This is a genomic window from Acidovorax sp. KNOB132 (genome assembly GCF_057541515.1).
Genome location: NZ_BAAJYT010000062.1, coordinates 1 through 19,695 on the forward strand (window position 1 = coordinate 1; position 19,695 = coordinate 19,695).

Here is a 19,695-nt window from a genome sequence, read left to right on the forward strand (position 1 = left end):
CATCGGCGGCGCCATCCGCGCCCGCGCCCGCCTCCCGCAAACGCGCCACCAGGCCCTGCCCGGCCAGTTCGTGCACTTCCAGCACGTGCCACCGCGAGGCGGCGGGCAGCCACTCGCGCGATGCCGCAGCCACCAGCGCCCGCGACACCGGGTGCACCGAGTGGCGGGCCACGGCCGCGGCCAGTGCGAGGGCATCGGCCCGTTCCAGGCCTGGTGCCGGATGCACGCCGCGCACGGCCATGCCGTCCCGCGTGAGGGTGCCGGTCTTGTCGAACACCACGGTGTCCACCCCCGCCAGGGCCTCCAGCGCCTGCAGGTGGCGCACCAGCACGCCCTGGCGCGCCAGCGTGCCCGCCGCGGTCAGCATGGCCACGGGCGTGGCGAGCGACAGCGCGCACGGGCAGGTGACGATGAGCACCGCCACAGCCACCATGAGCGCATGGCCCGGGTCGGTGGGCCACCACCACGCCGCAGCCAGCGCAGCCGCCGCCAGCACGGCGATGAGGAACGGCCGCGCGATGCGGTCCGCCAACTGCGCCAGGCGCGGCTTTTGCAGCGAGGCGCTTTCCATCAGCGCCACGATCTGGGCGAAGCGCGTGTCGGCCCCCACCCGCTCCACCTTCATATGCACGGCCGACTGCAGGTTGTAGCTGCCGGCGGTCACGGCGCTGCCCTCGAGCCGTGCCACGGGCGTGGACTCGCCCGTGAGCAGGGCCTCGTCCGCGAGCGTGTCGCCCCGCGTGATGCGCCCATCGGCCGGGAAGGCCTCGCCCGGCAGCACGCGCACCGTGTCGCCCACGGCCAGGCGCCGCACGGCCACGCGCGCGAAGGCGCCATCGGCCCCCCAGGCGCTCCACGCTGTCGGGCAGGCGGTTCATCACCGCCTCCAGCGCGCCGGCCGTGCGGTCGCGCAGGCGCAGCTCCAGCCAGCGGCCGGTGAGCAAAAAAGAACACGAACATGGTCAGCGAGTCGTAGAACACCTCGCGCCCGAAGATTCCGCTGGGATCGAAGGTGCCCGCCGTGCTCACCCCGAAGGTGATGGCCATGCCCAGCGCCACGGGCAGGTCCATGCTCACCCGGCGCAGGCGCACGTCGCGCAGCGCGTTCGCAAAGAACGGCCCGCAGGCGAAGATGACCACCGGCAGCGTGATGACCCACGAGGCCCAGCGCAGCAGCTGCTCCATCTCGGCCGTGAGGTCGCCCGGCTGCGCCACGTAGGCGGGCCACGCGTACATCATCACCTGCATCATGCAAAAGCCGGCCACCAGCCAGCGCCACAGCGCGCGGCGGTGCTCGCCTTGGCGTTGCGCCCGCGCAAAGGCGTCCATGGCCGGCAGGGCCCGGTAGCCCGCGCGCCGCACCGCCGCGATCCACTGCGAGGGCCGCACGTGGGCGGCATTCCACACGACGCGCGCGCGCCGGGTGGCCGCGCTCACATCGGCCTGCGCCACACCGGGCACGGCGCGCAGGACGTCTTCGATGGTCAGGGCGCAGGCGGCGCAGTGCATGCCCTCCAGCACCACATGCGATTCCCAGGTCTGCGCGGTGGCGTCAGCGTCAGCGCCGGCACCCGCAGGCATGCGGGCGCGGCCGAACGATGGCCATTCCTGCGGATCGTCGAGCAGCGAGGCGAACTCGGCGCACGGAGCGTCCGGGGCCGGCGTTCCCGCAGCTAGGTCGGGGCGGTCGGGAGGCGGCTCGAAGCGGTGGGAAAGCATGGCCCCGAGGCTATGCGCCCCGCCCCGTCCGCACATTGACCTGGATCAAGCCTGCCCTTGCCCAGGCTTCGTAAGCTGGCGTCCTCCGTCCACTTCGGGAGTCTTCCATGTACCAACGCATCCTGATCGCCACCGATGGCTCCGAACTCTCCGGCAAGGCCGTGGACCATGGGCTGGCCCTGGCGGCATTGAGCGGCGCCGCCGTGGTCGTGCTCAAGGTGGTGCCGCGCTATCCGCGCAGCTACTTCGAGGGCGGCTCCATCGTGGACACTGGCGATGCCAAGCGCATCGAGGCGCAGTGGACCGCATCCGCCAAGGCACTGGTGGACGGGGTCAAGGCGCTGGGCAGCGCCCAGGGGGTGGCGGTGAAGGCGGTGGTGAGCAAGTCCGACCTCGTCGCCGAGGCGGTGATCGCCGCGGCCCGCAAACACCAGTGCGACCTGATCGTGATGGCCTCGCATGGGCGCAAGGGCCTGCAGCGGCTGCTGCTGGGCAGCGAGACGCAGCACGTGCTGACCCACTCGCACATCCCCGTGCTGGTGCTGCGCTGACCGAGGGCGATCCGCGCTACAGGGCGATTGCGCATCGAATCGCCCTCCAGCGCAATCAGTACTAGGGCATTGCGCTATCAAAAAAGGAGCAACCAACCGCAGCGGGCGCTCCTTCCCCGCCTCGGTGGTTGCCCAGGTACAGCTGAGCCATGCGCTCGTCGGCCAACAACCCGTCAGCCGGGCCCTGCAGCACGCAACGCCCCTGGTCGAGGATGTAGCCCTGCTGGCTGATCTGCAGCGCCTGGCGCGCGCGCTGCTCCACCATCAGCACCGCCACGCCGGCGGCGGGCAGCGTGCGCACCATGTCGAACACCTTGCCGACCAGCGAGGGCGCCAGCGCCGCCGTGGGCTCGTCCAGCACCATGATGCGCGGCGAGGGCATCAGCGCGCGGGCGAAGGCCAGCTGCTGGCGCTCGCCGCCCGAGAGGTTGCTGGCCGGCTGCGGCAGTCGCTCGACCAGGGCGGGAAAGTCGGCCAGCACCGCATCCATGCGGCGCTTGACGTGCGGCACGCCGCGCACCACCAGCAGGTTCTCGCGCACGGTGAGCGAGGGGAACACGTTGGCCACCTGGGGCACGTAGGCCAGGCCCGCGTCGAACCGGTCTTCGGCCGACAGCCGCGTGATGTCGCGCCCGCCCAGGTGGATGCTGCCCGACACGCGCGGCAGCAGGCCCAGCAGCGCCTTCACCAGCGTGGACTTGCCCGCGCCGTTGGTGCCGGCGATGGTGACGATCTCGCCCGGCGCGACGGCCAGGTCGATGCCGTGGATGATGTCCACGTCCGAATAGCCGCCGCGCAGCTGCCCGATCTGCAGCAGGTTGCCGCTGCCGCTGCCGTTGTGCGATGCACTGGTCATACCACCCCTCCCATGTAGGCCTCTTGCACGCGCGGGTCGTCCAGCACGGTGTGCGGATCGCCCTCGGCGAGGATGCGCCCGCGGTCCATCACGATCATGCGGTGGGACAGCGCCTTGAGCGCCTGCAGGTGGTGCTCGATCACGATGAAGGCGATGCCCTGGCCGTGCAGCTCGCGCACGCGGTCGCAGATTTCCTCGATCAGCACCGGGTTCACGCCCGCGAAAGGCTCGTCCAGCAGGATGCAGCGCGGGTCCAGCATGAGCACGCGGCCCAGTTCCACCAGCTTCTTCTGCCCGCCCGACAGGCCGCCCGCCTTGACATCGCGCACACGCGCCAGGTTCAGGAACTGGAGGATGCCGTCGGCCTTGGCCGCCAGCTGCGCTTCGTGCTCGCGCAGGCTGCGCGTCTGGAAGAACGCGTTCACCAGGCGCTCGCCCTGCGGGTTGGCCGCGGCGGCCAGCAGGTTCTCGTGCACGGTGAGGCTCTTGAACTCGCGCGGGATCTGGAAGGTGCGCACCAGGCCCATGCGCGCGCGGCGGTACGGCGGCACGCGGGTGATGTCCTGGCCGGTGAAGGTGATGCGCCCGGCATCGGCGGGCTGCTGGCCGGCGATGGCGGCGAACAGGGTGCTCTTGCCCGCGCCGTTGGTGCCTGCAATGCCCAGGATTTCCTGCTCGGCCAGCTGCAGCGACACGCCGTCCACCGCCTTGAAGCCGCCGAACTGCCGCGTCACGGCCTCCACTTTCAGCATCGGTGCTGCTGTCGTTGCCATCATTGCGACTTCCCTCCGAACAGGCCGCTCGGGCGATACAGGGTGACCAGGATCAGCGCCAGCCCCACGGCCGCGAGCCGCAGGCTGGCCATGCCCACTTCGGACACGCCCGGCACCCAGTCCTTGGCGAAACGCGAGCCCTCCAGGAACACAATGAGCAGCAGCGAGCCGAAGACCGCGCCGCGCACCGAACCGGCGCCGCCCATCACCAGGCCCATCCACACGTAGAAGGTGATGAGCGGAATGAACTGCTCGGGCGTGATGAAGGTGATGAAGTGCGCGTAGAACGCACCCGCCACGCCGGCCAGCGCCGCGCCCAGCATGAACACCTGCACCTTGAACCAGGCCGGGTCCTTGCCCAGGGCCGACAGCGCGGCCTCGTCGTCGCCGATGGCTTTCAGCAGCCGCCCGAAGGGGCTGCGCGTGAGCCGCACCGTGCCCCAGGACACCAGCGCGACCAGCGCGAGCAAGGTGGCGAACGTCGCCACGTCCGACACCGGTCCCCAGGCCGCGAACAGCTTGGGCAGGCCCGGCAGGCCCTGCACGCCCTTGGTGAGCCAGCTTTCCTGCTGGATGGAGATGCGCACGGCCTCCGAGAAGCCGAGCGTGACGATGGCCAGGTAGTCGTCGCGCAACCGCAGCGACAACAGGCCGATGGGCAGCGCCAGCAGGCCCGAGAGCACGCCCGCGGCCACGAAGCACAGCGCCAGCGGCACGCCCTGCAGCGACAGCAGGCCCGAGGTGTAGGCGCCGACGGCGAAGAACGCCACCACGCCGAAGTTCACCAGCCGCGTGAGGCCGAACTGCAGGTTCAGGCCCAGCGCGAGCAGGCAGTAGATGAGGGCGATGACGCCGATGGCGCAAAGGTAGGCAATCATGGATTCGGCTCCTTCGGCATCAGCGCACCAGCTGCACGCGGCCCATGATGCCGGCCGGGCGCAGCAGCAGCACCAACGCCAGCACCACGAACGACAGCACCAGCTTGTAGGACGGGCCCAGCAGCGGCACGGCCAGCTCCTGCGCCACGCACAGCAGCAGCGCGCCCAGCACCGCGCCCACCGGGCTGCCGATGCCGCCCAGCACCATGGCGGCGAAGGCGGGAATCAAGCTCTCCCAGCCCATCTCGGGGCTGACGATGGCCTTCATGCCCAGCAGCACGCCACCGATGGCCGAGAGCGCACCCACCAGCACCCACAGGCTGAGCATGAGCCCGCCCGCGCGGATGCCGCTGGCGCGCGCCAGGTCGGCGCTGTCGGCCACGGCGCGCAACTGGCGCCCGAAGCTCGTTTTGTAGATGAGCACGAACACCACCAGCAAGCACAGCACGGCGATGCCCGCGATGGCCACGTCGGTCGGCAGCAGGCGCACCCCGCCGAAGTTCCAGGCCCGCACCAGCGGCAGATCGAACGTGCGCTGGTCGTGCCCGGCGAAGAACGAGATCAGGCTGCGCAGCAGAAAGCCCAGGCCGATGGCCGCCAGCATCGACGACACCATGGGCCGCCCGGCCAGCTTGCGAAAGATCAGCGTGTACGAGCCCGCGGACACCACGGCGGTCGCGGCCATGCTCGCCAGCGCCGCGGCCCACAGCGGCCAGCCGCCCAGCATCTGCACCGCCACGGCGGCATAGGCGCCGGTGGTCAGGAAGTCGCCCGTGGCCGCGTTGGGAAAGCGGTTGACGCCCATCACCAGGGTCATGGCCAGTGCGGGCAGCGCCACCACCAGCCCTTCGATCAATCCATTGATCAACAGGTTTGCGAAAGCTATCCAGGTCATTGCGTCATCTCGTTCTTACCCTGCCTTGTCAAGAAAAGCCCGGGCGCCCCCGCTCGGGGGCCGCCCGGGCTGCGCCCGCTCACACCGTGATGGACACCACGTCGCGGCGCACCAGCTGGCCCTTTTCGATGATGAACACGCCGAAGTCGGGCGTGGCGTCGCCGAACTTGTCGAAGTCCAGCTTGCTGGACGCGCCCTCGTAGTTCACCTTGGCCTTCTTGCCCAGCTGCGTTTTGCCTTCGGCGAACGAGTACACGGCCGTGCCGGGGGCGTTGGACACCTCGCGCAGCTTGGCGTTGACCTGCTCCACCGTGGCCTTGGGGCCGGCCGCTTCCATGGCCAGGGCCAGCGAGATCACCATGTCGTAGGCCATGGCGGCGTAGATGTTGGTGGAGGCCGCCTTGCCCGTGGCCTTGGTGAAGGCCGCATCGAACTGCGCGTACGAGGTGCTCTTTTCGTTGGAGACCGTCTCCACCGAGATGATGCCCTCGCACACTTCGGCGCCCAGGGCCTTCACCAGGTCGGGATTGGCCGCCCAGCCGGGGATGACCCATTGGTTGTCGGCGCCGGACTGGAACCATTCGCGCAGGATGATGGTGGTGTCGGGCAGGTACGAGCCCATCACGATCACATCGGGCTTGGCCGCGAGGATCTTCTGCAGCTCGCTGCGGTAGCTGGGGCGGCTGGGCTCGTAGGTGACGTGCGCCGCCACCTTGCCGCCGCGCTTTTCCCAGACCTTGGTGAAGCCTTCCACGTTGCCCAGGCCCGAGGCGTTGTTGAACGCCATGGTGGCCGGGCGCTTGAAGCCGCGCTTGGCGCAGATCTCGGCGAACGCCGCGCCGAAGCGGTCGTTGGTGGCCTGAAAGCGCCACACCAGGTCCTTGGTGTCGAGCGTGGAGATGGCGGGCGCGCCCGACACGTTCATCTGGATGATGCCGGCCGCATCGGTCAGCGGCATCACCGCCAGCGTCACGCCCGAAGCCCAGGTGCCCAGCACGGCCTGCACCTTGTTCACTTCGATCAGCTTCTTGGCGGCCAGCACGGCCGCGTCGGGCTTGGTCTGGTCGTCCTCGGTGAAGAGTTCGAGCTTGCGACCGCCCGCGCCACCCGCGGCGTTGACCTCGTCCACCGCCAGGCGGATGGCCTGCTGCATGCCTGGGCCGTAGGGGCTGCCGGCGCCGGTGATGGGCGTGAGCGAGCCGATGCGGAAGACCTCGCCCTGCTGGCTGAAGCCGATGGAGGGAAGGCACTGCAGGGCGGCTGCGGCGCCGCCGAGCTTGACGAAATTTCTACGTTGCATGGTGTTCTCCGGTCAGGTCAGGGGGGTTGGTGTCAGAGGTTGTTTTTCACGAAGGCGCCGTCCTTGACGATGGCGCGGATGCGCTCGCCCTGGTTCAGCAGGCAGGCGATGTCGGTGAGCGGGTTGCCGTCCACCAGCAGCAGGTCGGCGATGGCGCCGGGCGTCACCTCGCCCAGCTGGCCCTGCTGCCCCAGGATCTCGGCGCCGACCAGCGTGGCCTGCTGCAGCACCGGGCCGTTGCCCAGCACGTCGGCGCGCAGGCGCAGCTCGTCGGCCTGCAGGTAGTGCGTCTCGGCCAGCAGGTCGCTGCCCAGGCCCATCTTCACGCCGGCCTTGGCGAGGATCTCGATGGCCTGCCTGCCCTGGCCGCGCACCGAGTCGATCTTGGCGATGGACACCGCCGGCAGGCCATAGCGCTCGCCCTCGTTGGCCAGGCCCTCGTAGGTGATGAGCGTGGGCACCATGAAGGCGCCCAGCTCGGCCATCAGCTCGGCCGTGGGGGCATCCACCAGGTTGCCGTGCTCAATGGTGCGCACGCCGCAGCGCACCGCGCGGGCGATGGCGCGGGGCGTGTAGGCATGGGCCATCACGTAGGTATTGGCGTTGGAGGCTTCTTCCACGATGGCGCGCAGTTCGGCCTCGGAATAGCCCAGGTTGTTGATCGGATCGTTGGGCGAGGCCACGCCGCCCGAGGCCATGACCTTGATCTGCGTGGCGCCCTTGAGGATCTCTTCGCGCACCGCCAGGCGGCAGGCGTCCACGCCATCGACCACGCGGCCGATGTTGCCCAGCTTGTAGGCGCACGAGCACACGTCCAGGTCGTCGTTGCGCTGGCGGAAGTCCGCATGCCCGCCGGTCTGCGACAGCGCCTTGCCCGAGGGGAAGATGCGCGGGCCCTGCACCAGCCCCGTGCGCACCGCTTCGGCCAGCGACCAGTCGCCGCCGCCCGCATCGCGCACCGAGGTGAAGCCGCGCTCGAGCATGCCCTTCATGATGGGCAGCGAGCGCAGCATGGTGAACACGTTGGGCATTCGGGCCACCGCGCCCAGGTTGAACGACGAGGCCACCACGTGCACGTGGCAGTCGATCATGCCGGGCATGAGCGTCATGCCGCGCGCATCGACCACCGTGGCGCCTTCGGGGGCCTGTAGGCCTTCGCCCACCGCGGCGATGCGCCCGTCCTGCACCAGCACCGAAAGACCCGGGCGCAGCGCCAGCGCATGCACGTCCAGCACCTGGCTGTTTTCAATCAACAAAGCGGTCATGGAATCAAAAAATCCAAAATAGGGGCTTCGAAATTACTCATGGGCTGCCGGCGATAGGGGCCAAGGCCCCGTACCGTCCCGAAAGCGGTGCACGCTGACACCTTCATTCGGAAAAAACCGTCACAACGCCGTCACAGGTTGCATTTATCGGGCCAATGGCGTCTTGTCGCAACGCCTAAAATCTCACCTGCCCATGACTACAGCTCATACCACTGCATGCGCCGCCTCTGCCCCACCCTCTCCGAACTGAACGCTTTCCACTCTGCGGCAAAGCACCAGGCCTTCACCATGGCGGCCAAAGAGCTGTGCGTAACGCAAAGCGCCATCAGCCGCCACATCGCCTCGCTGGAGGACTACCTGGGCCAGAAGCTCTTCATCCGCCGCTCGTCGGGGCTGGAGCTGACCGATGCGGGCGCCACCTACCTCAACGCCACGCGCCCGGCCATCGCCGCGCTGGAGTCGGCGACGGCCCAGCTCATGTCCTATGGCGGCGACGGCGGGGCGCTGAACCTCTCGGTGCCGCCCACGTTCGCCGCGCAGTGGCTGTTTCCGCGCCTGGGGCACTTCAAGCGCACGCTGCCGCAGGTGTCGCTGAACTTCGTGCGCTACCAGCACGCGCACGACTTCGCGGTGCCGCACGAGTTCGACGCCGCCATCCAGTACGGCTACGGCAACTGGCCCAGCGCCAATGCCCGCTACCTGATCGGGCAGGAGACCAGCATCGTCTGCAGCCCCCAGCTGCGCGACACGCTGCCGCTGCGCACCCAGGCCGACCTGCAGCACGCCACGCTACTGCAGCACATCGAGGTGCCGCTGGCCTGGCACGACTGGATGGCGGCGAACGGCTGCGACACCGGCGGCAGCCGCTTCGGGCCGGGCTTCAACCTGTATTCGCTCATCATCCGGGCCGCCGTGTCGGGCTTCGGCGTGGGCATCGTGCCCACCTGCCTGGTGGAGGACGAGCTGCAGGCCGGCACGCTGGTCGAGCCGCTGGGCCAGCGCTTCCAGAGCCCGCTGGGCTACTACCTGTGCGCGCCCACGGCCCGCACCAACCTGTCGGTGTACCGCCTGGTGAGCGGCTGGCTGGAGCACTGCTGCAGCCACGCCGCGGGCACGGACCCGGGCGAAGGCACCTCGCCCGCGGCCGGCTGCATCTTTTGCGCCAGCGGTTCGCCGATGGCGGGTTGAGCCCCGTTCGCAACCAGGCCAGGTTTTTCGTTCGGCGCAGGGGGCCTGCGGGAAAATCGGGGCAGCATGGGAAGCACATCAAGCAATGTGATTCACATGCCTCCAAAAATTGACGGATCGAGAACGGCGCGTGCCTCGACCCTGCCACCATCGGCCTCGTTCGACAAAGCACCGAACACTTCCGGGCGCTCCCGCGCGGGCTCCGCACCGGAGGGGCTTCAAAGCGCGCAAAGGGCGAGAACTTCCGGGACATCCGGTCTGCGCCCAAGAACCGCATTGCAGCCACAAAGCCACCATGGCGGCAAGGCACATGCCGCCGAACAAATGGCCCGCGAAGTGCTGGACAGCGTTCCGCTGGGGCAACTGAAAAGCGAGTTCTCGCCAGAACTGCTGCATGTCGTGCATTCGGCGGCTTACGCACCTGATGACCAATACAGCACGCTGAAGGGCAAACTTTCCGTCGGCTATGCGTTGGCCTGGGCACGTGGCAAGGACAAGGTCGAACCCGCACAGATACGTGAGTCGTGGGCTGCAGCGCCTGGCGGCCTGGGCGTGAAAACCTATCAGCCCGAAGAGATCGGCAAGCTGGAGAGCTACGGCGCATCTTTCTGGGGTCTGCCTTTGCCGGGTTCGTCAGGAACGGCTGGAACGCTCACGGGAAAAACCGTGTTTCGCCCGGCAGAACGCATCCCGCAAGACCTGCAGAGGCTGTGCGGGGAAGTCAAGAAGATGCTCCGCCAGGCCAAGGGAAACGATCCCATGGAGGCTGCCATGATCGCGGCCCACTTCAAGCAAAACTTCATTGCCATCCATCCGTACATGGACGGCAATGGACGGGTCAGCAGGCTGTGCGCGGAACGTATTCTGAAAGAGCTTGGCATGCCATCGCCCGATTGGAGCAAGGCCGATTTCAATCTCAACCTCAGCGTCGAAGAAACCGCCCAACGGATGCTGCAGCACATGAACTGAACCCCAAGCCGGCTCCTGCGTCGCAGACCGCGCAGTGATTCTGGCGAACAGTGGAACCTACTCCCGCGCTGCGCCGGTCAGGCCGCCAGAGCGCCGCGCCCGGCGAGGGAGAGCACCGTGTTGCGCCCGGCCTGCTTGGCGGCATACAGCGCGGCGTCGGCGCTGGCCAGCAGGTCCTGGGCGCTGTCGGGCGCGCCGTCCGTCCAGTCGCAGCACGCCAGGCCGCCGCTGACCGTCACGCATTCGAAGGGGCTTTGCGGGTGCGCGATCTGCAGCGCGCGCACCGCCGCGCGCGCCGCCGAGGCCACGAGGGCCGCGCCGGCCGCGTCGGTCTCGGGCAGCACGATCACGAACTCCTCGCCCCCATAGCGCGCCACCATGTCCTCCGGCCGGCGCACCGACGCCTCCAGCGCCTTGGCGACCTGCCGCAGGCATTCGTCGCCGCTGAGGTGGCCGAAGAAGTCGTTGTACTTCTTGAAGAAATCCACGTCGAACAGGACGACCGACACCGGCATGCGGCTGCGCCGGCATCGGGCCATCGCACTGGCGATGTGCTGGTCGTAGGCGCGGCGGTTGTACAGCCCCGTCAGGCCGTCGTGCTCGGCCAGGTGCTCCAGCTTGTCGTTGGCCAGCACCAGCGCATCGCGCGCCGCGGTCAGGTCGCGCTCGACGTCGCGGCGGTGCCGGACCGCCTGGATCACGCCGCCCCCGGCCAGCCCGACCACGACCACCAGCAGCAGGATGCCCAGGGCCTGCACCGAGGCCGAGCGGCGCCACTCGGCCAGCACCTCGTCTTCCGCCAGCGCGACGGTGACCAGCAGGGCATTGCTGCGGGTGTGCTCGAAGCCCACCAGACGGCGCACGCCGTCGATGGGCGACGGCGCGGTGGCGATGCCGGCGCGGCTTTGCGTCAGCATCTGGAACAGCGGCGTGCCGCTCAGGCTGCGGCCCAGGTCTTCGGCGAAGAAGGGCCGCCGGGCCAGGACGGTTCCGTCGTCCAGCAGGAGCGCGATGGCGCCCTTGTCGCCGATCTGCAGCCCGTTGAGCAGGCCGAGCACGTAGTCCACCCGGATGGTCGCGAGCGCCACCCCTGCGAACTGCCCTTCGGCGTCGTCGATCCGCCGCGACACCGGAATGACCCACACGCCCGAGGACCGGCTGACGATGGGCTTGCCGATGGCAACGCGCGTGCTCGGGCTGTCGCGGTGGTGGATGAAATAGGCGCGGTCCGCATTGTTGGCCTGGGGGTTCTGCACCGGCTGCGAGTTGACGAGCCAGCGGCCATCGGGCCCGAAGACGAACATGCCGTGCAGGTGCTCGGACTGCGCGACGTGGGTGACCAGCACGGGCTGCAAGCGGTCCAGCGCGTCGGGGGCCATCTCCGAGCGCTCCAGCTCGTACACCACGCTGCCGACCACGCGGCCGACCTCGGCGAACATGGCATCGGTCTGCTGGGCGACGGCATGCGTCAGGTTGCGCGCCGCATCGGCGGCTTGCTGCCACTCGGCATCGCGCGCCCGCCAGGCCAGCCACACGTTGGAGGCCACCAGCAGCAGCGCGACCAGCACGACGAACAGGACCGCCGAGGCGACCGACCGGTCCTTGTCCGGCAGTTTCGGGGGGGCCGGGGTCGCTGGGGACCGGGGCAAGACGGCAGGCATGCGGCAGGGCTCCAGAGGGCAAGGGCGAGGGTCAGGTTAGCACCTGCCACCCCATCGGTGAAGCGGCTTTTCCCCCGCGTTCCACGGCCCGTGCCTGCCGGGGCCCGCCGTCGCCGGCCACCGGGTCAGGCGAACAGCCCCTTGTGCTGCTCGCGCAGCAGGTTCTTTTGCACCTTGCCCATGGCGTTGCGGGGCAGCTCGGGGGCGATGAAGCAGCGCTTGGGAATCTTGAAGTTGGCCAGCTGCGATTTGAGCCGCCCCACGATGGCGTCGCCATCCAGCTGCGCGCCGGGCTTGGGCGTGATGACGGCCACGCCGACCTCGCCGAAGTCCGGGTGCGGCACGCCGATGAGCGCGCTCTCGGCCACGCCGGGCATCTCGTTGATGTAGCCCTCGATCTCGGCCGGATAGACGTTGTAGCCCCCGCTGATGATGAGGTCCTTGCTGCGGCCCACGATGCTCACGTAGCCGCGCTCGTCCACGCGGCCCACGTCGCCGGTCTTGAACCAGCGGTGCCCGTCGGCATCGGTGCTGAACTCTTCCTGCGTCTTCTCGGGCATGCGCCAGTAGCCCTTGAACACGTTGGGCCCGCGCACCTGGATATTGCCGATCTCGCCCACGGGCAGCGGCGCGCCCGCATCGTCCACCACGCGCAGGCCCACGCCCGGCAGCGCAAAGCCCACGGTGCCGCCCCGGCGTTCGTCCTGGCCGCCGTGGCGCGGGTCGGCCGTGTAGGGGTTGGAGGTGAGCATGATGGTCTCGCTCATGCCGTAGCGCTCCAGGATGGTGTGGCCGGTGCGCTCCTGCCATTCGCGGAAGGTCTCGATCAGCAGCGGCGCCGAGCCCGCGATGAACAGGCGCATGTTCCGCACCGCCTCGCGGGTGAGGCCCGGCTCGGCCAGCAGGCGCACGTACAGCGTGGGCACGCCCATGAAGACGGTGGCGCGCGGCATGGCGGCGACCACCGCGCGCGGGTCGAACCGCGCCAGCCAGATCATCTTGCTGCCGTTGAGCAGCGCCGCATGGATCGCCACGAACAGGCCGTGCACATGGAAGATGGGCAGCGCATGGATGAGCACGTCGTCCGGCCGGAAACCCCAGTATTCCTTGAGCACCTGCGCGTTGGACAGCAGGTTGCCGTGCGTGAGCATCGCCCCCTTGCTGCGGCCGGTGGTGCCGCTGGTGTACAGGATGGCGGCCAGGTCGTCGGCCGCCCGCGGCACGGGCAGGTGCGTGTCGCCGTGGTGCGCGGCACGCTCCAGCAGTGTGCCGGTGCGGTCGTCGCCCAGCGTGAACACATGCTGCGTGCCGGCCGTGAAGGCGATCTTGGACACCCAGCCGAAGTTGGCGGGCGAGCACACCACCACCGCGGGCTCCGCATTGCCGACAAAGTATTCGATCTCGCCGCTCTGGTAGGCCGTGTTCAGCGGCAGGAAGGCATGCCCCGCGCGCAGCGTGGCCAGGTACAGCAGCAGGGCCTCGACCGACTTTTCGACCTGCACCGCGATGCGGCTGCCGTCCGGCAGGTCCAGCGACGCCAGCAGGTTGGCGATGCGCGCGCTGGCGCGGTCCAGGTCGCTCCAGGTGTAGTGCAGGGGCGTGCCGTCGGCCGCCGTGGTTTCGACGGCGACGGCATCCAGGTCGTCCGGAAAGGCCGCGCGCAGGGCGGTGTACAGGTTGTGTTGGCTCATACAAAAAAAGAGGAAAACGGTCGGGTGTCAGAAGACGGGAGGACGTTTGGCCAGGAACGCCATGATGCCTTCGCGGTGCTCGGGGCTGTCCGCGTAGGCATAGGGGTCGGGGCCGGCGAAAGCGCCCGGTCCCTGCCCCGGTGCGTTGGCCGCCGGGTCAATTGCTACATTATTCATAGCAACATGCCCTAGTGGAATATGCGCTGCAGGCCTTTTTGGCTTGAAACTTCTCCGGGCCCACGCCCCCATGAAAAAAGGCCGCGCCCCTTGCGGAGCACGGCCTGGGAGGGCGGGGAACGCCGCGGGCCGGCAGCCCAGCGTCAATAGCCCAGCGTCTCGCCGTCGGGATTGCGCGGGTCGGAGGCGCCGTACAGCAGCCCGTCGTGGAACTGGATGGTCTGCGTGCGGCCCATCGAAGGCTTCACGGCGATGTGGTGGCCGCGGGCCTGCAGTTGCGACAGGGTGTCGGTGCTGAGGCCCTTTTCCACGCGCAGCTCGTCGGGCGTCCACTGGTGGTGCACGCGCGGCACCGAGGCCGCCTCGGCCGGGTTCATGCCGAAGTCAATGGTGTTCACGATGGTCTGCAGCACCGTGGTGATGATGCGCGCGCCGCCGGGGCTGCCGGTCACGAGCATGGGCTTGCCGTCCTTGAGCACCATGGTGGGCGTCATCGACGACAGCGGGCGCTTGTTGGGCGCCACCGCATTGGCATCGCCGCCGACCAGGCCGTAGGTGTTGGCCACGCCGGGCTTGGCGGAGAAGTCGTCCATCTCGTTGTTCAGCAGGATGCCGGTGCCCTTGGCGACGATGCCGCTGCCGAAGTTGGTGTTGAGTGTGTAGGTCACCGCCACGGCGTTGCCCGCCTTGTCCACCACCGAGTAGTGGGTGGTCTGGTCGCTTTCATACGGCTGGGGCTGGCCGGGCTTGATGTCCTTGGCCTGGCGCGCCGTGGTGGGGCTGATGCCCTTGGCCAGCGAGTGCGCGTAGGCCTTGGAGGTCAGGCCCTTGAGCGGGATCTTCACGAAGTCCGGATCGCCCAGGTACTCCGAGCGGTCGGCGTAGGCGAGCTTCATGCTCTCGGCCATGTAGTGGATCGTCTGCGCGCTGTTTTGCCCCCATTGCGACAGCGGCCACTGCTCCAGCATGTTCAGCATCTGCACCAGGTGCGCGCCGCCGGAGGACGGGGGCGGCATGGTCACGATCTGGTAGCCGCGGTAGGTGCCGCGCACCGGCTCGCGCTCGACCACCTTGTAGGCCGCCAGGTCCTGCAGCGTGAGGGCGCCGGGGTGGGGCGCCATCTCGGCGGCGATGCGGCGCGCGATGGGGCCCTGGTAGAACGCCTTGGCACCCTGCTGGCTGATGAGCCGCAGCGACTGCGCCAGGTCCTTTTGCACCAGCCGGTCGCCCACCTTGAGCGGGCTGTCGCCGCGCCAGAAGATCTGGCGCGTCGCCGGCCACTTGCCCATGTTGGCCTTCTCCTGGTGCAGCGTCTTGGCCAGCGTGAGGCTGACGGGAAAGCCCTTGTCCGCCAGCGCGATGGCCGGGGCGATCACGCGCGACAGCGGCAGCGTGCCCCAGTTCTTGAGCGCATGCTCCATGCCCGCCACCGTGCCCGGCACGCCCACGGCGTAGGGCGTGTACAGGGACTTGCCGTCCACCACGTTGCCGCTGGCGTCGAGGTACATGTCGCGGGTGGCCTTTTGCGGCGCCACTTCGCGGAAGTCGAGCGCCACGTCCTTGCCGGTCTTGGCGTCGTGCACCATCATGAAACCGCCGCCACCCAGGTTGCCCGCATTGGGCAGCACCACGGCCAGCGCGAAACCGATGCCCACCGCGGCATCCACTGCATTGCCGCCGGCCTTGAGGATGTCCAGGCCCACGCGCGAGGCCAGTTCCTGTTCGGTGGAGACCATGCCGTTGCGCGCCACCACCGGGTGGAACACATCCATGTCGAAATCGTAGGAATTGCTGGCGGCGCGGGCCGCGGCCGTCTGCTGCACGGCCTGCGGCGCGGCGGCGGGCGCTCCCTCGGCACTGCCGGGGCCGGCCGTGGGCACGTTAGTGCAGGCGGCCAGGCTGGCCAGGGCAAGGGCCAGGCTGCTGGCCAGCAGCGTGCGTTGGATGGGGTTCATGCTCTCTCCTCGTTATGAATCGGTGGACGCCCAGCGGCGGCGCCGTGGCGAGTGTAGAGAAGTTGCCTGCCGCTTCCCTGCGGCCGCGCCTGTCGGCGCACCTCCCATTTGCATTTGCGAACGTCTGCGTTGAAAAGTTGCACTTTGACGGGGAACTCTGGCCCTAGCATGTCAGTCTGGTTTCCGCCAGGAAGAATGTTGGCCGTGGTCGCGGCCCTCCGGCGGGCCTTCCTTTCAACCACGGAGGTGCGACATGGCGATGAAATCCTTACTGAAGAAGCTCGTGCTGGGCGGCTGCCTGCTGGCGGCCAGCAGCCTGTCCTGGAGCTATGCGATCGATGCCGGCAAGGTGGTGGACGACAACGGCAATGCCGTGCAGCTGCGCGGCGTGAACTGGTTCGGCTTCGAGACCAACACCAACGTGGTCCACGGGCTGTGGGCGCGCAACTGGAAGGACATGATCACGCAGATGCAGGGCCAGGGCTTCAATGCCGTGCGCCTGCCGTTCTGCCCGCAGACGCTGCGCGGCACGCCGCCCAACAGCATCGACTACGGCCGCAACGCCGACCTGCAGGGCCTGAGCGCCCTGCAGGTGCTGGACAAGGTGGTGAACGAGCTGAGCAGCCGCGGCATGTACGTGCTGCTGGACCACCACACGCCCGACTGCCAGAGCATTTCCGAGCTCTGGTACACCGGCTCGTACAGCGAGCAGCAGTGGATCACCGACCTGACCTTCGTCGCGCAGCGCTACGCCAGCGTGCCCGGCGTCATCGGCCTGGACCTCAAGAACGAGCCGCACGGCGCCGCCACCTGGGGCACCGGCAATGCCGCCACCGACTGGAACCGCGCGGCCGAGCGCGCCTCGGCCGCCGTGCTGCAGGTGGCGCCCCGCTGGCTGATCGTGGTGGAAGGCGTGGCGGAGAACCCCAGCTGCTCCAGCAGCGGCGGCCACTGGTGGGGCGGCAGCCTGGAGCCGCTGGAGTGCACGCCGCTGAACATTCCGGCCGATCGCCTGCTGCTCGCGCCGCACGCCTACGGTCCGGACGTGTACGGCCAGCCGTATTTCGGCGCCTCCAATTTCCCCGACAACATGCCCGCCATCTGGGAGCAGCACTTCGGCCGCTTCGTGCAGGCCGGCCACGCCGTGCTGCTGGGCGAGTTCGGCGGCAAGTTCGGCCAGGGCGATGCCCGCGACGTGGCCTGGCAGAACAAGCTGGTGGACTACCTCATCGGCAAGGGCATCCGCAGCGGCTTCTACTGGTCGTGGAACCCCAACAGCGGCGACACGGGCGGCATCCTGAACGACGACTGGACGACGGTGCGCACCGACAAGGTCACGCTGCTCCAGCGCCTGTGGGGCGACGGCTCCAGCACCCCTCCCACGACGCCGCCGACCACACCGCCCACCACCCCTCCGACCACGCCCCCGACGACGCCGCCCACTACACCGCCGACCACCCCTCCCACGGGCGGCGCCAGCTTCAGCACCCAGGTCATCGTGGACAGCGAATGGAACACCGGCTACTGCGAGCGCGTGCAGGTCACCAACACCGGCGGCGCGGCGGGCGACTGGGCCCTGAACCTGACCATCACCGGCACGGTCAACAACCTCTGGAACGCCGTGTGGTCGCAATCGGGCAGCACGCTCCACGCTTCGGGCGTGGACTGGAACAAGACGCTGGCCCCCGGAGCGAAGGCGGAATTCGGTTTCTGCGCGGCGCGTTGACGCGGCGGGCTTTCAACGGCTTCGATAATCCATAAAAATGCCGCCCGGAATATGGGGCGGCAGCATTTTGAAAATCACCCTGCACCGCCCCGCCGATCGTTGGGATCGGCGGGGCGGTGTGCTTTGTCAATCCTTGGTGGGATTAATCGGCGTGAAAGCGCAGGCCCTGGTTGATCGCGCAGCGGTAGGCCAGCGGTTCGGCGCGCTGCTGGTAGCCGGGCAGGTCGAAGACGAACATGGTGAAGTCGATGGTGCCGTCCGGGCGCACCTGGTAGCGCAGCAGCTGCTGGATCGGCAGGCCGTCGCGGGCGACGGTGAAATGGGCGTCGCTGAAGGACAGCGTGCCGTCTTCGACGATGCGGTAGGCCTCGATGCGAAGGCCGCCGCGCGTGCGGCTCGGGGTGGCATTGGCGGAGTTGGGGGTGCACAGCGAGAGGTCGATGGCGACCGACACCGCGTCCCCGGCGGCCAGCGCCTGCTGGATGTCAGCCGGATTATCGAGCCGGCTTTTGGCGCTGGCCGGCAGGGCCATCAGGGAAAGCGAAGAAGCCAGCAAAACGGCGGCAAGGCGTTGCATTGGAAAAACCTCCATTCATGGTTTTGAATATACCGGCTTGAAAATTCAAGCGTGGCGATGATATCCAAGCCACGGCAGGAAAATCGCCGGGATTTGTATGCCGAAAAGCATTTTTGTAAATGTCCGAAAGATATTCGGACCCATTGCGTGGGGTAGGAGCCAGGCGCGCCTTGTGGACCATGGCGCCCATGCATACTCGGCGGGTCGTCCGCTCGCCGCGCTGCCGGCGGGGGCGGTTTCCGATCCCTTCAATCCACCCCAAGGAGATGGCCCATGGGCCTCAGCACCCACGTTCTCGACACCATGCACGGATGCCCCGCGGCGGGCATGGCCGTGGCCCTGTATGCCACCCATGGCGAGGCCGCCACGCTGCTGCAGCGGCTGGTGCTCAACGCCGATGGCCGCACCGATGCGCCGCTGTTCGACAACGCCAGCCTGCGCGCGGGCACCTACCGCCTCACGTTCGACGTGGCGGGCTATTTCCGCAGCCGGGGGGTGCAACTGCCCGAGCCGAACTTCCTGAACCAGGTGAGCCTCGATTTCGGCGTGGCCCACGCGGACCAGCACTACCACGTGCCGCTGCTGGTCAGCCCGTGGAGCTATTCCACCTACCGCGGCTCCTGAGCGCGGGCCGCCGGGCGGGCCGGGCGAAGGCCCCGCTCAGAGCTGGCCCTCGGTCAGCGTGTCGAGCTGGAAGCGCCCGGACTTGTGCCAAAGCCAGGTGTCGGTGTAGGTGACCTTGCCCATCCGCGAGGGCACGGGGTAGGGCGCGGCGGCGCGCACGGTGCGCTCGATCTCGGCGATGACCTCGGGCGCATGGCGCGGCGCGCGCATCCAGTTCAGCCGCGTGACGCGGCCGGCGCGGTCGATGTCCACCTGCAGCGTGCCGATGGCGTACAGCAAGGGCGGCAGCTTGCCCTTGTAGATGCGGTGGGCGTTCAGGCCGTACAGGTGGGTGGCGGCGTCCTGCCGGTAGGCGCGGGGCGTTTCGGCGGCCGAGGGGCGCGCGGAGCCTTGCTCGGCAGGCACCGGGCCCACCACCTCCTTCTCCAGCGGGCTGCTGGTGTCCGACGCGGCCTTGGCGGGCGGGGGTGCCGGTTCCGGTCCCGACGACCGGCAGGCCGCGATGAGGGATGCCAGGGCGGCCATGACGCTGGCCGCCAGCCACCGGCCGCGCGGCCGGCGAGGAAGCCGTTCAGGAGAAGGGGTGGGCATGGGCAGGTCTCGCTGTGGCTATGCTGTGCGGTGCCCGTGCTGCCGTTGCGCGGGGCGTACCGGAGGACTCGGATGGTGATGGCGGCGTTGCATCGTTTGCTGGAGGGCTTGGCGCACGGCCCGGCCTGCATGGTGGAGGTGGAGTCTACCCAAGGCTCGGTGCCGCGCGAAAGCGGTGCGTGGATGGCCGTGCTGGCCGATGGCCTGGCCGGCACCATCGGCGGCGGGCGGCTGGAGTTCGATGCCATCGCGCAGGCGCGCCGCCGGCTGGCGGGCGAGGTGGGCCCCGCCGTGCTGCG

18 protein-coding genes and 1 pseudogene are annotated in these 19,695 nt (G+C 68.9%); 6 read left to right on the forward strand and 13 right to left on the reverse strand.

Annotated elements, in window-relative coordinates; genetic code table 11:
* Positions 1–1,581: pseudogene (locus AC27IO_RS10925) on the reverse strand (heavy metal translocating P-type ATPase); the annotation flags it as partial.
* Between the two features lie 245 nt (positions 1,582–1,826).
* Between AC27IO_RS10925 and AC27IO_RS10930 the strand changes: the two are divergent.
* Positions 1,827–2,270: a universal stress protein gene (locus tag AC27IO_RS10930; protein ID WP_284428873.1), complete on the forward strand. Its 444-nt coding sequence runs from the start codon at positions 1,827–1,829 to the stop codon at positions 2,268–2,270.
* Between the two features lie 61 nt (positions 2,271–2,331).
* Here AC27IO_RS10930 and AC27IO_RS10935 read toward each other — a convergent pair whose 3' ends face one another.
* The 6 genes from AC27IO_RS10935 to AC27IO_RS10960 all read right to left on the reverse strand — a co-directional run bounded on the left by AC27IO_RS10935 (position 2,332) and on the right by AC27IO_RS10960 (position 8,237).
* Positions 2,332–3,126, reverse strand: a complete 795-nt coding sequence (locus tag AC27IO_RS10935) for an ABC transporter ATP-binding protein (protein WP_498738952.1) — start codon at positions 3,124–3,126, stop codon at positions 2,332–2,334.
* On the reverse strand, positions 3,123–3,878 hold the full coding sequence (locus tag AC27IO_RS10940) for an ABC transporter ATP-binding protein (RefSeq protein WP_284406792.1): 756 nt from the start codon (positions 3,876–3,878) through the stop codon (positions 3,123–3,125). Before AC27IO_RS10940 ends, AC27IO_RS10935 begins: the two co-directional genes overlap by 4 nt.
* 20 nt (positions 3,879–3,898) lie before the next feature.
* The gene (locus AC27IO_RS10945; protein WP_498738953.1) at positions 3,899–4,777 is read right to left on the reverse strand and encodes a branched-chain amino acid ABC transporter permease; all 879 of its coding nucleotides are present in this window, start codon (positions 4,775–4,777) and stop codon (positions 3,899–3,901) included.
* Between the two features lie 19 nt (positions 4,778–4,796).
* Positions 4,797–5,672, reverse strand: a complete 876-nt coding sequence (locus AC27IO_RS10950) for a branched-chain amino acid ABC transporter permease (protein WP_272564160.1) — start codon at positions 5,670–5,672, stop codon at positions 4,797–4,799.
* A gap of 79 nt (positions 5,673–5,751) precedes the next feature.
* Positions 5,752–6,972, reverse strand: coding sequence for an ABC transporter substrate-binding protein (locus AC27IO_RS10955; RefSeq protein ID WP_284428877.1), 1,221 nt, complete (start codon positions 6,970–6,972; stop codon positions 5,752–5,754).
* Positions 6,973–7,004: 32 nt separating this feature from the next.
* Positions 7,005–8,237: a metal-dependent hydrolase family protein gene (locus tag AC27IO_RS10960; RefSeq protein WP_284428878.1), complete on the reverse strand. Its 1,233-nt coding sequence runs from the start codon at positions 8,235–8,237 to the stop codon at positions 7,005–7,007.
* A 216-nt stretch (positions 8,238–8,453) separates the two neighbouring features.
* On the opposite strand from AC27IO_RS10960, the gene AC27IO_RS10965 reads away from it, so the two are divergent.
* Both AC27IO_RS10965 and AC27IO_RS10970 read left to right on the forward strand, forming a co-directional pair.
* A complete protein-coding gene (locus AC27IO_RS10965; RefSeq protein WP_284406796.1) occupies positions 8,454–9,425 on the forward strand; it encodes a LysR substrate-binding domain-containing protein in 972 nt (323 codons plus the stop codon).
* Between the two features lie 276 nt (positions 9,426–9,701).
* Positions 9,702–10,394 (forward strand): Fic family protein, encoded by a 693-nt coding sequence (locus AC27IO_RS10970; protein WP_284406797.1) that lies wholly within the window; start codon positions 9,702–9,704, stop codon positions 10,392–10,394.
* A 77-nt stretch (positions 10,395–10,471) separates the two neighbouring features.
* On the opposite strand, the gene AC27IO_RS10975 is transcribed toward AC27IO_RS10970, so the two are convergent.
* The 4 genes from AC27IO_RS10975 to ggt all read right to left on the reverse strand — a co-directional run bounded on the left by AC27IO_RS10975 (position 10,472) and on the right by ggt (position 15,878).
* Positions 10,472–12,055, reverse strand: coding sequence for a sensor domain-containing diguanylate cyclase (locus tag AC27IO_RS10975; protein WP_498738954.1), 1,584 nt, complete (start codon positions 12,053–12,055; stop codon positions 10,472–10,474).
* A gap of 125 nt (positions 12,056–12,180) precedes the next feature.
* The gene (locus tag AC27IO_RS10980) at positions 12,181–13,746 is read right to left on the reverse strand and encodes a malonate--CoA ligase (RefSeq protein ID WP_498738955.1); all 1,566 of its coding nucleotides are present in this window, start codon (positions 13,744–13,746) and stop codon (positions 12,181–12,183) included.
* A 27-nt stretch (positions 13,747–13,773) separates the two neighbouring features.
* The gene (locus tag AC27IO_RS10985) at positions 13,774–13,923 is read right to left on the reverse strand and encodes a hypothetical protein (protein ID WP_498738956.1); all 150 of its coding nucleotides are present in this window, start codon (positions 13,921–13,923) and stop codon (positions 13,774–13,776) included.
* A gap of 143 nt (positions 13,924–14,066) precedes the next feature.
* The gene (gene ggt / locus AC27IO_RS10990) at positions 14,067–15,878 is read right to left on the reverse strand and encodes a gamma-glutamyltransferase (protein ID WP_498738957.1); all 1,812 of its coding nucleotides are present in this window, start codon (positions 15,876–15,878) and stop codon (positions 14,067–14,069) included.
* A gap of 253 nt (positions 15,879–16,131) precedes the next feature.
* On the opposite strand from ggt, the gene AC27IO_RS10995 reads away from it, so the two are divergent.
* Complete coding sequence (locus AC27IO_RS10995; protein WP_498738958.1) at positions 16,132–17,604, forward strand: cellulase family glycosylhydrolase; 1,473 nt, start codon at positions 16,132–16,134, stop codon at positions 17,602–17,604.
* Between the two features lie 142 nt (positions 17,605–17,746).
* Here AC27IO_RS10995 and AC27IO_RS11000 read toward each other — a convergent pair whose 3' ends face one another.
* Positions 17,747–18,181: a VirK family protein gene (locus AC27IO_RS11000; protein WP_284430009.1), complete on the reverse strand. Its 435-nt coding sequence runs from the start codon at positions 18,179–18,181 to the stop codon at positions 17,747–17,749.
* Between the two features lie 273 nt (positions 18,182–18,454).
* On the opposite strand from AC27IO_RS11000, the gene uraH reads away from it, so the two are divergent.
* Entirely contained in the window at positions 18,455–18,805 is a 351-nt protein-coding gene (gene uraH, locus AC27IO_RS11005) for a hydroxyisourate hydrolase (RefSeq protein WP_284396223.1), read from the forward strand.
* A 36-nt stretch (positions 18,806–18,841) separates the two neighbouring features.
* Here uraH and AC27IO_RS11010 read toward each other — a convergent pair whose 3' ends face one another.
* Positions 18,842–19,330 (reverse strand): hypothetical protein, encoded by a 489-nt coding sequence (locus AC27IO_RS11010; RefSeq protein WP_272569618.1) that lies wholly within the window; start codon positions 19,328–19,330, stop codon positions 18,842–18,844.
* A 144-nt stretch (positions 19,331–19,474) separates the two neighbouring features.
* Between AC27IO_RS11010 and AC27IO_RS11015 the strand changes: the two genes are divergently transcribed.
* Positions 19,475–19,695: XdhC family protein (locus AC27IO_RS11015; RefSeq protein WP_498738959.1), on the forward strand; the 221-nt coding region annotated here is incomplete at its 3' end.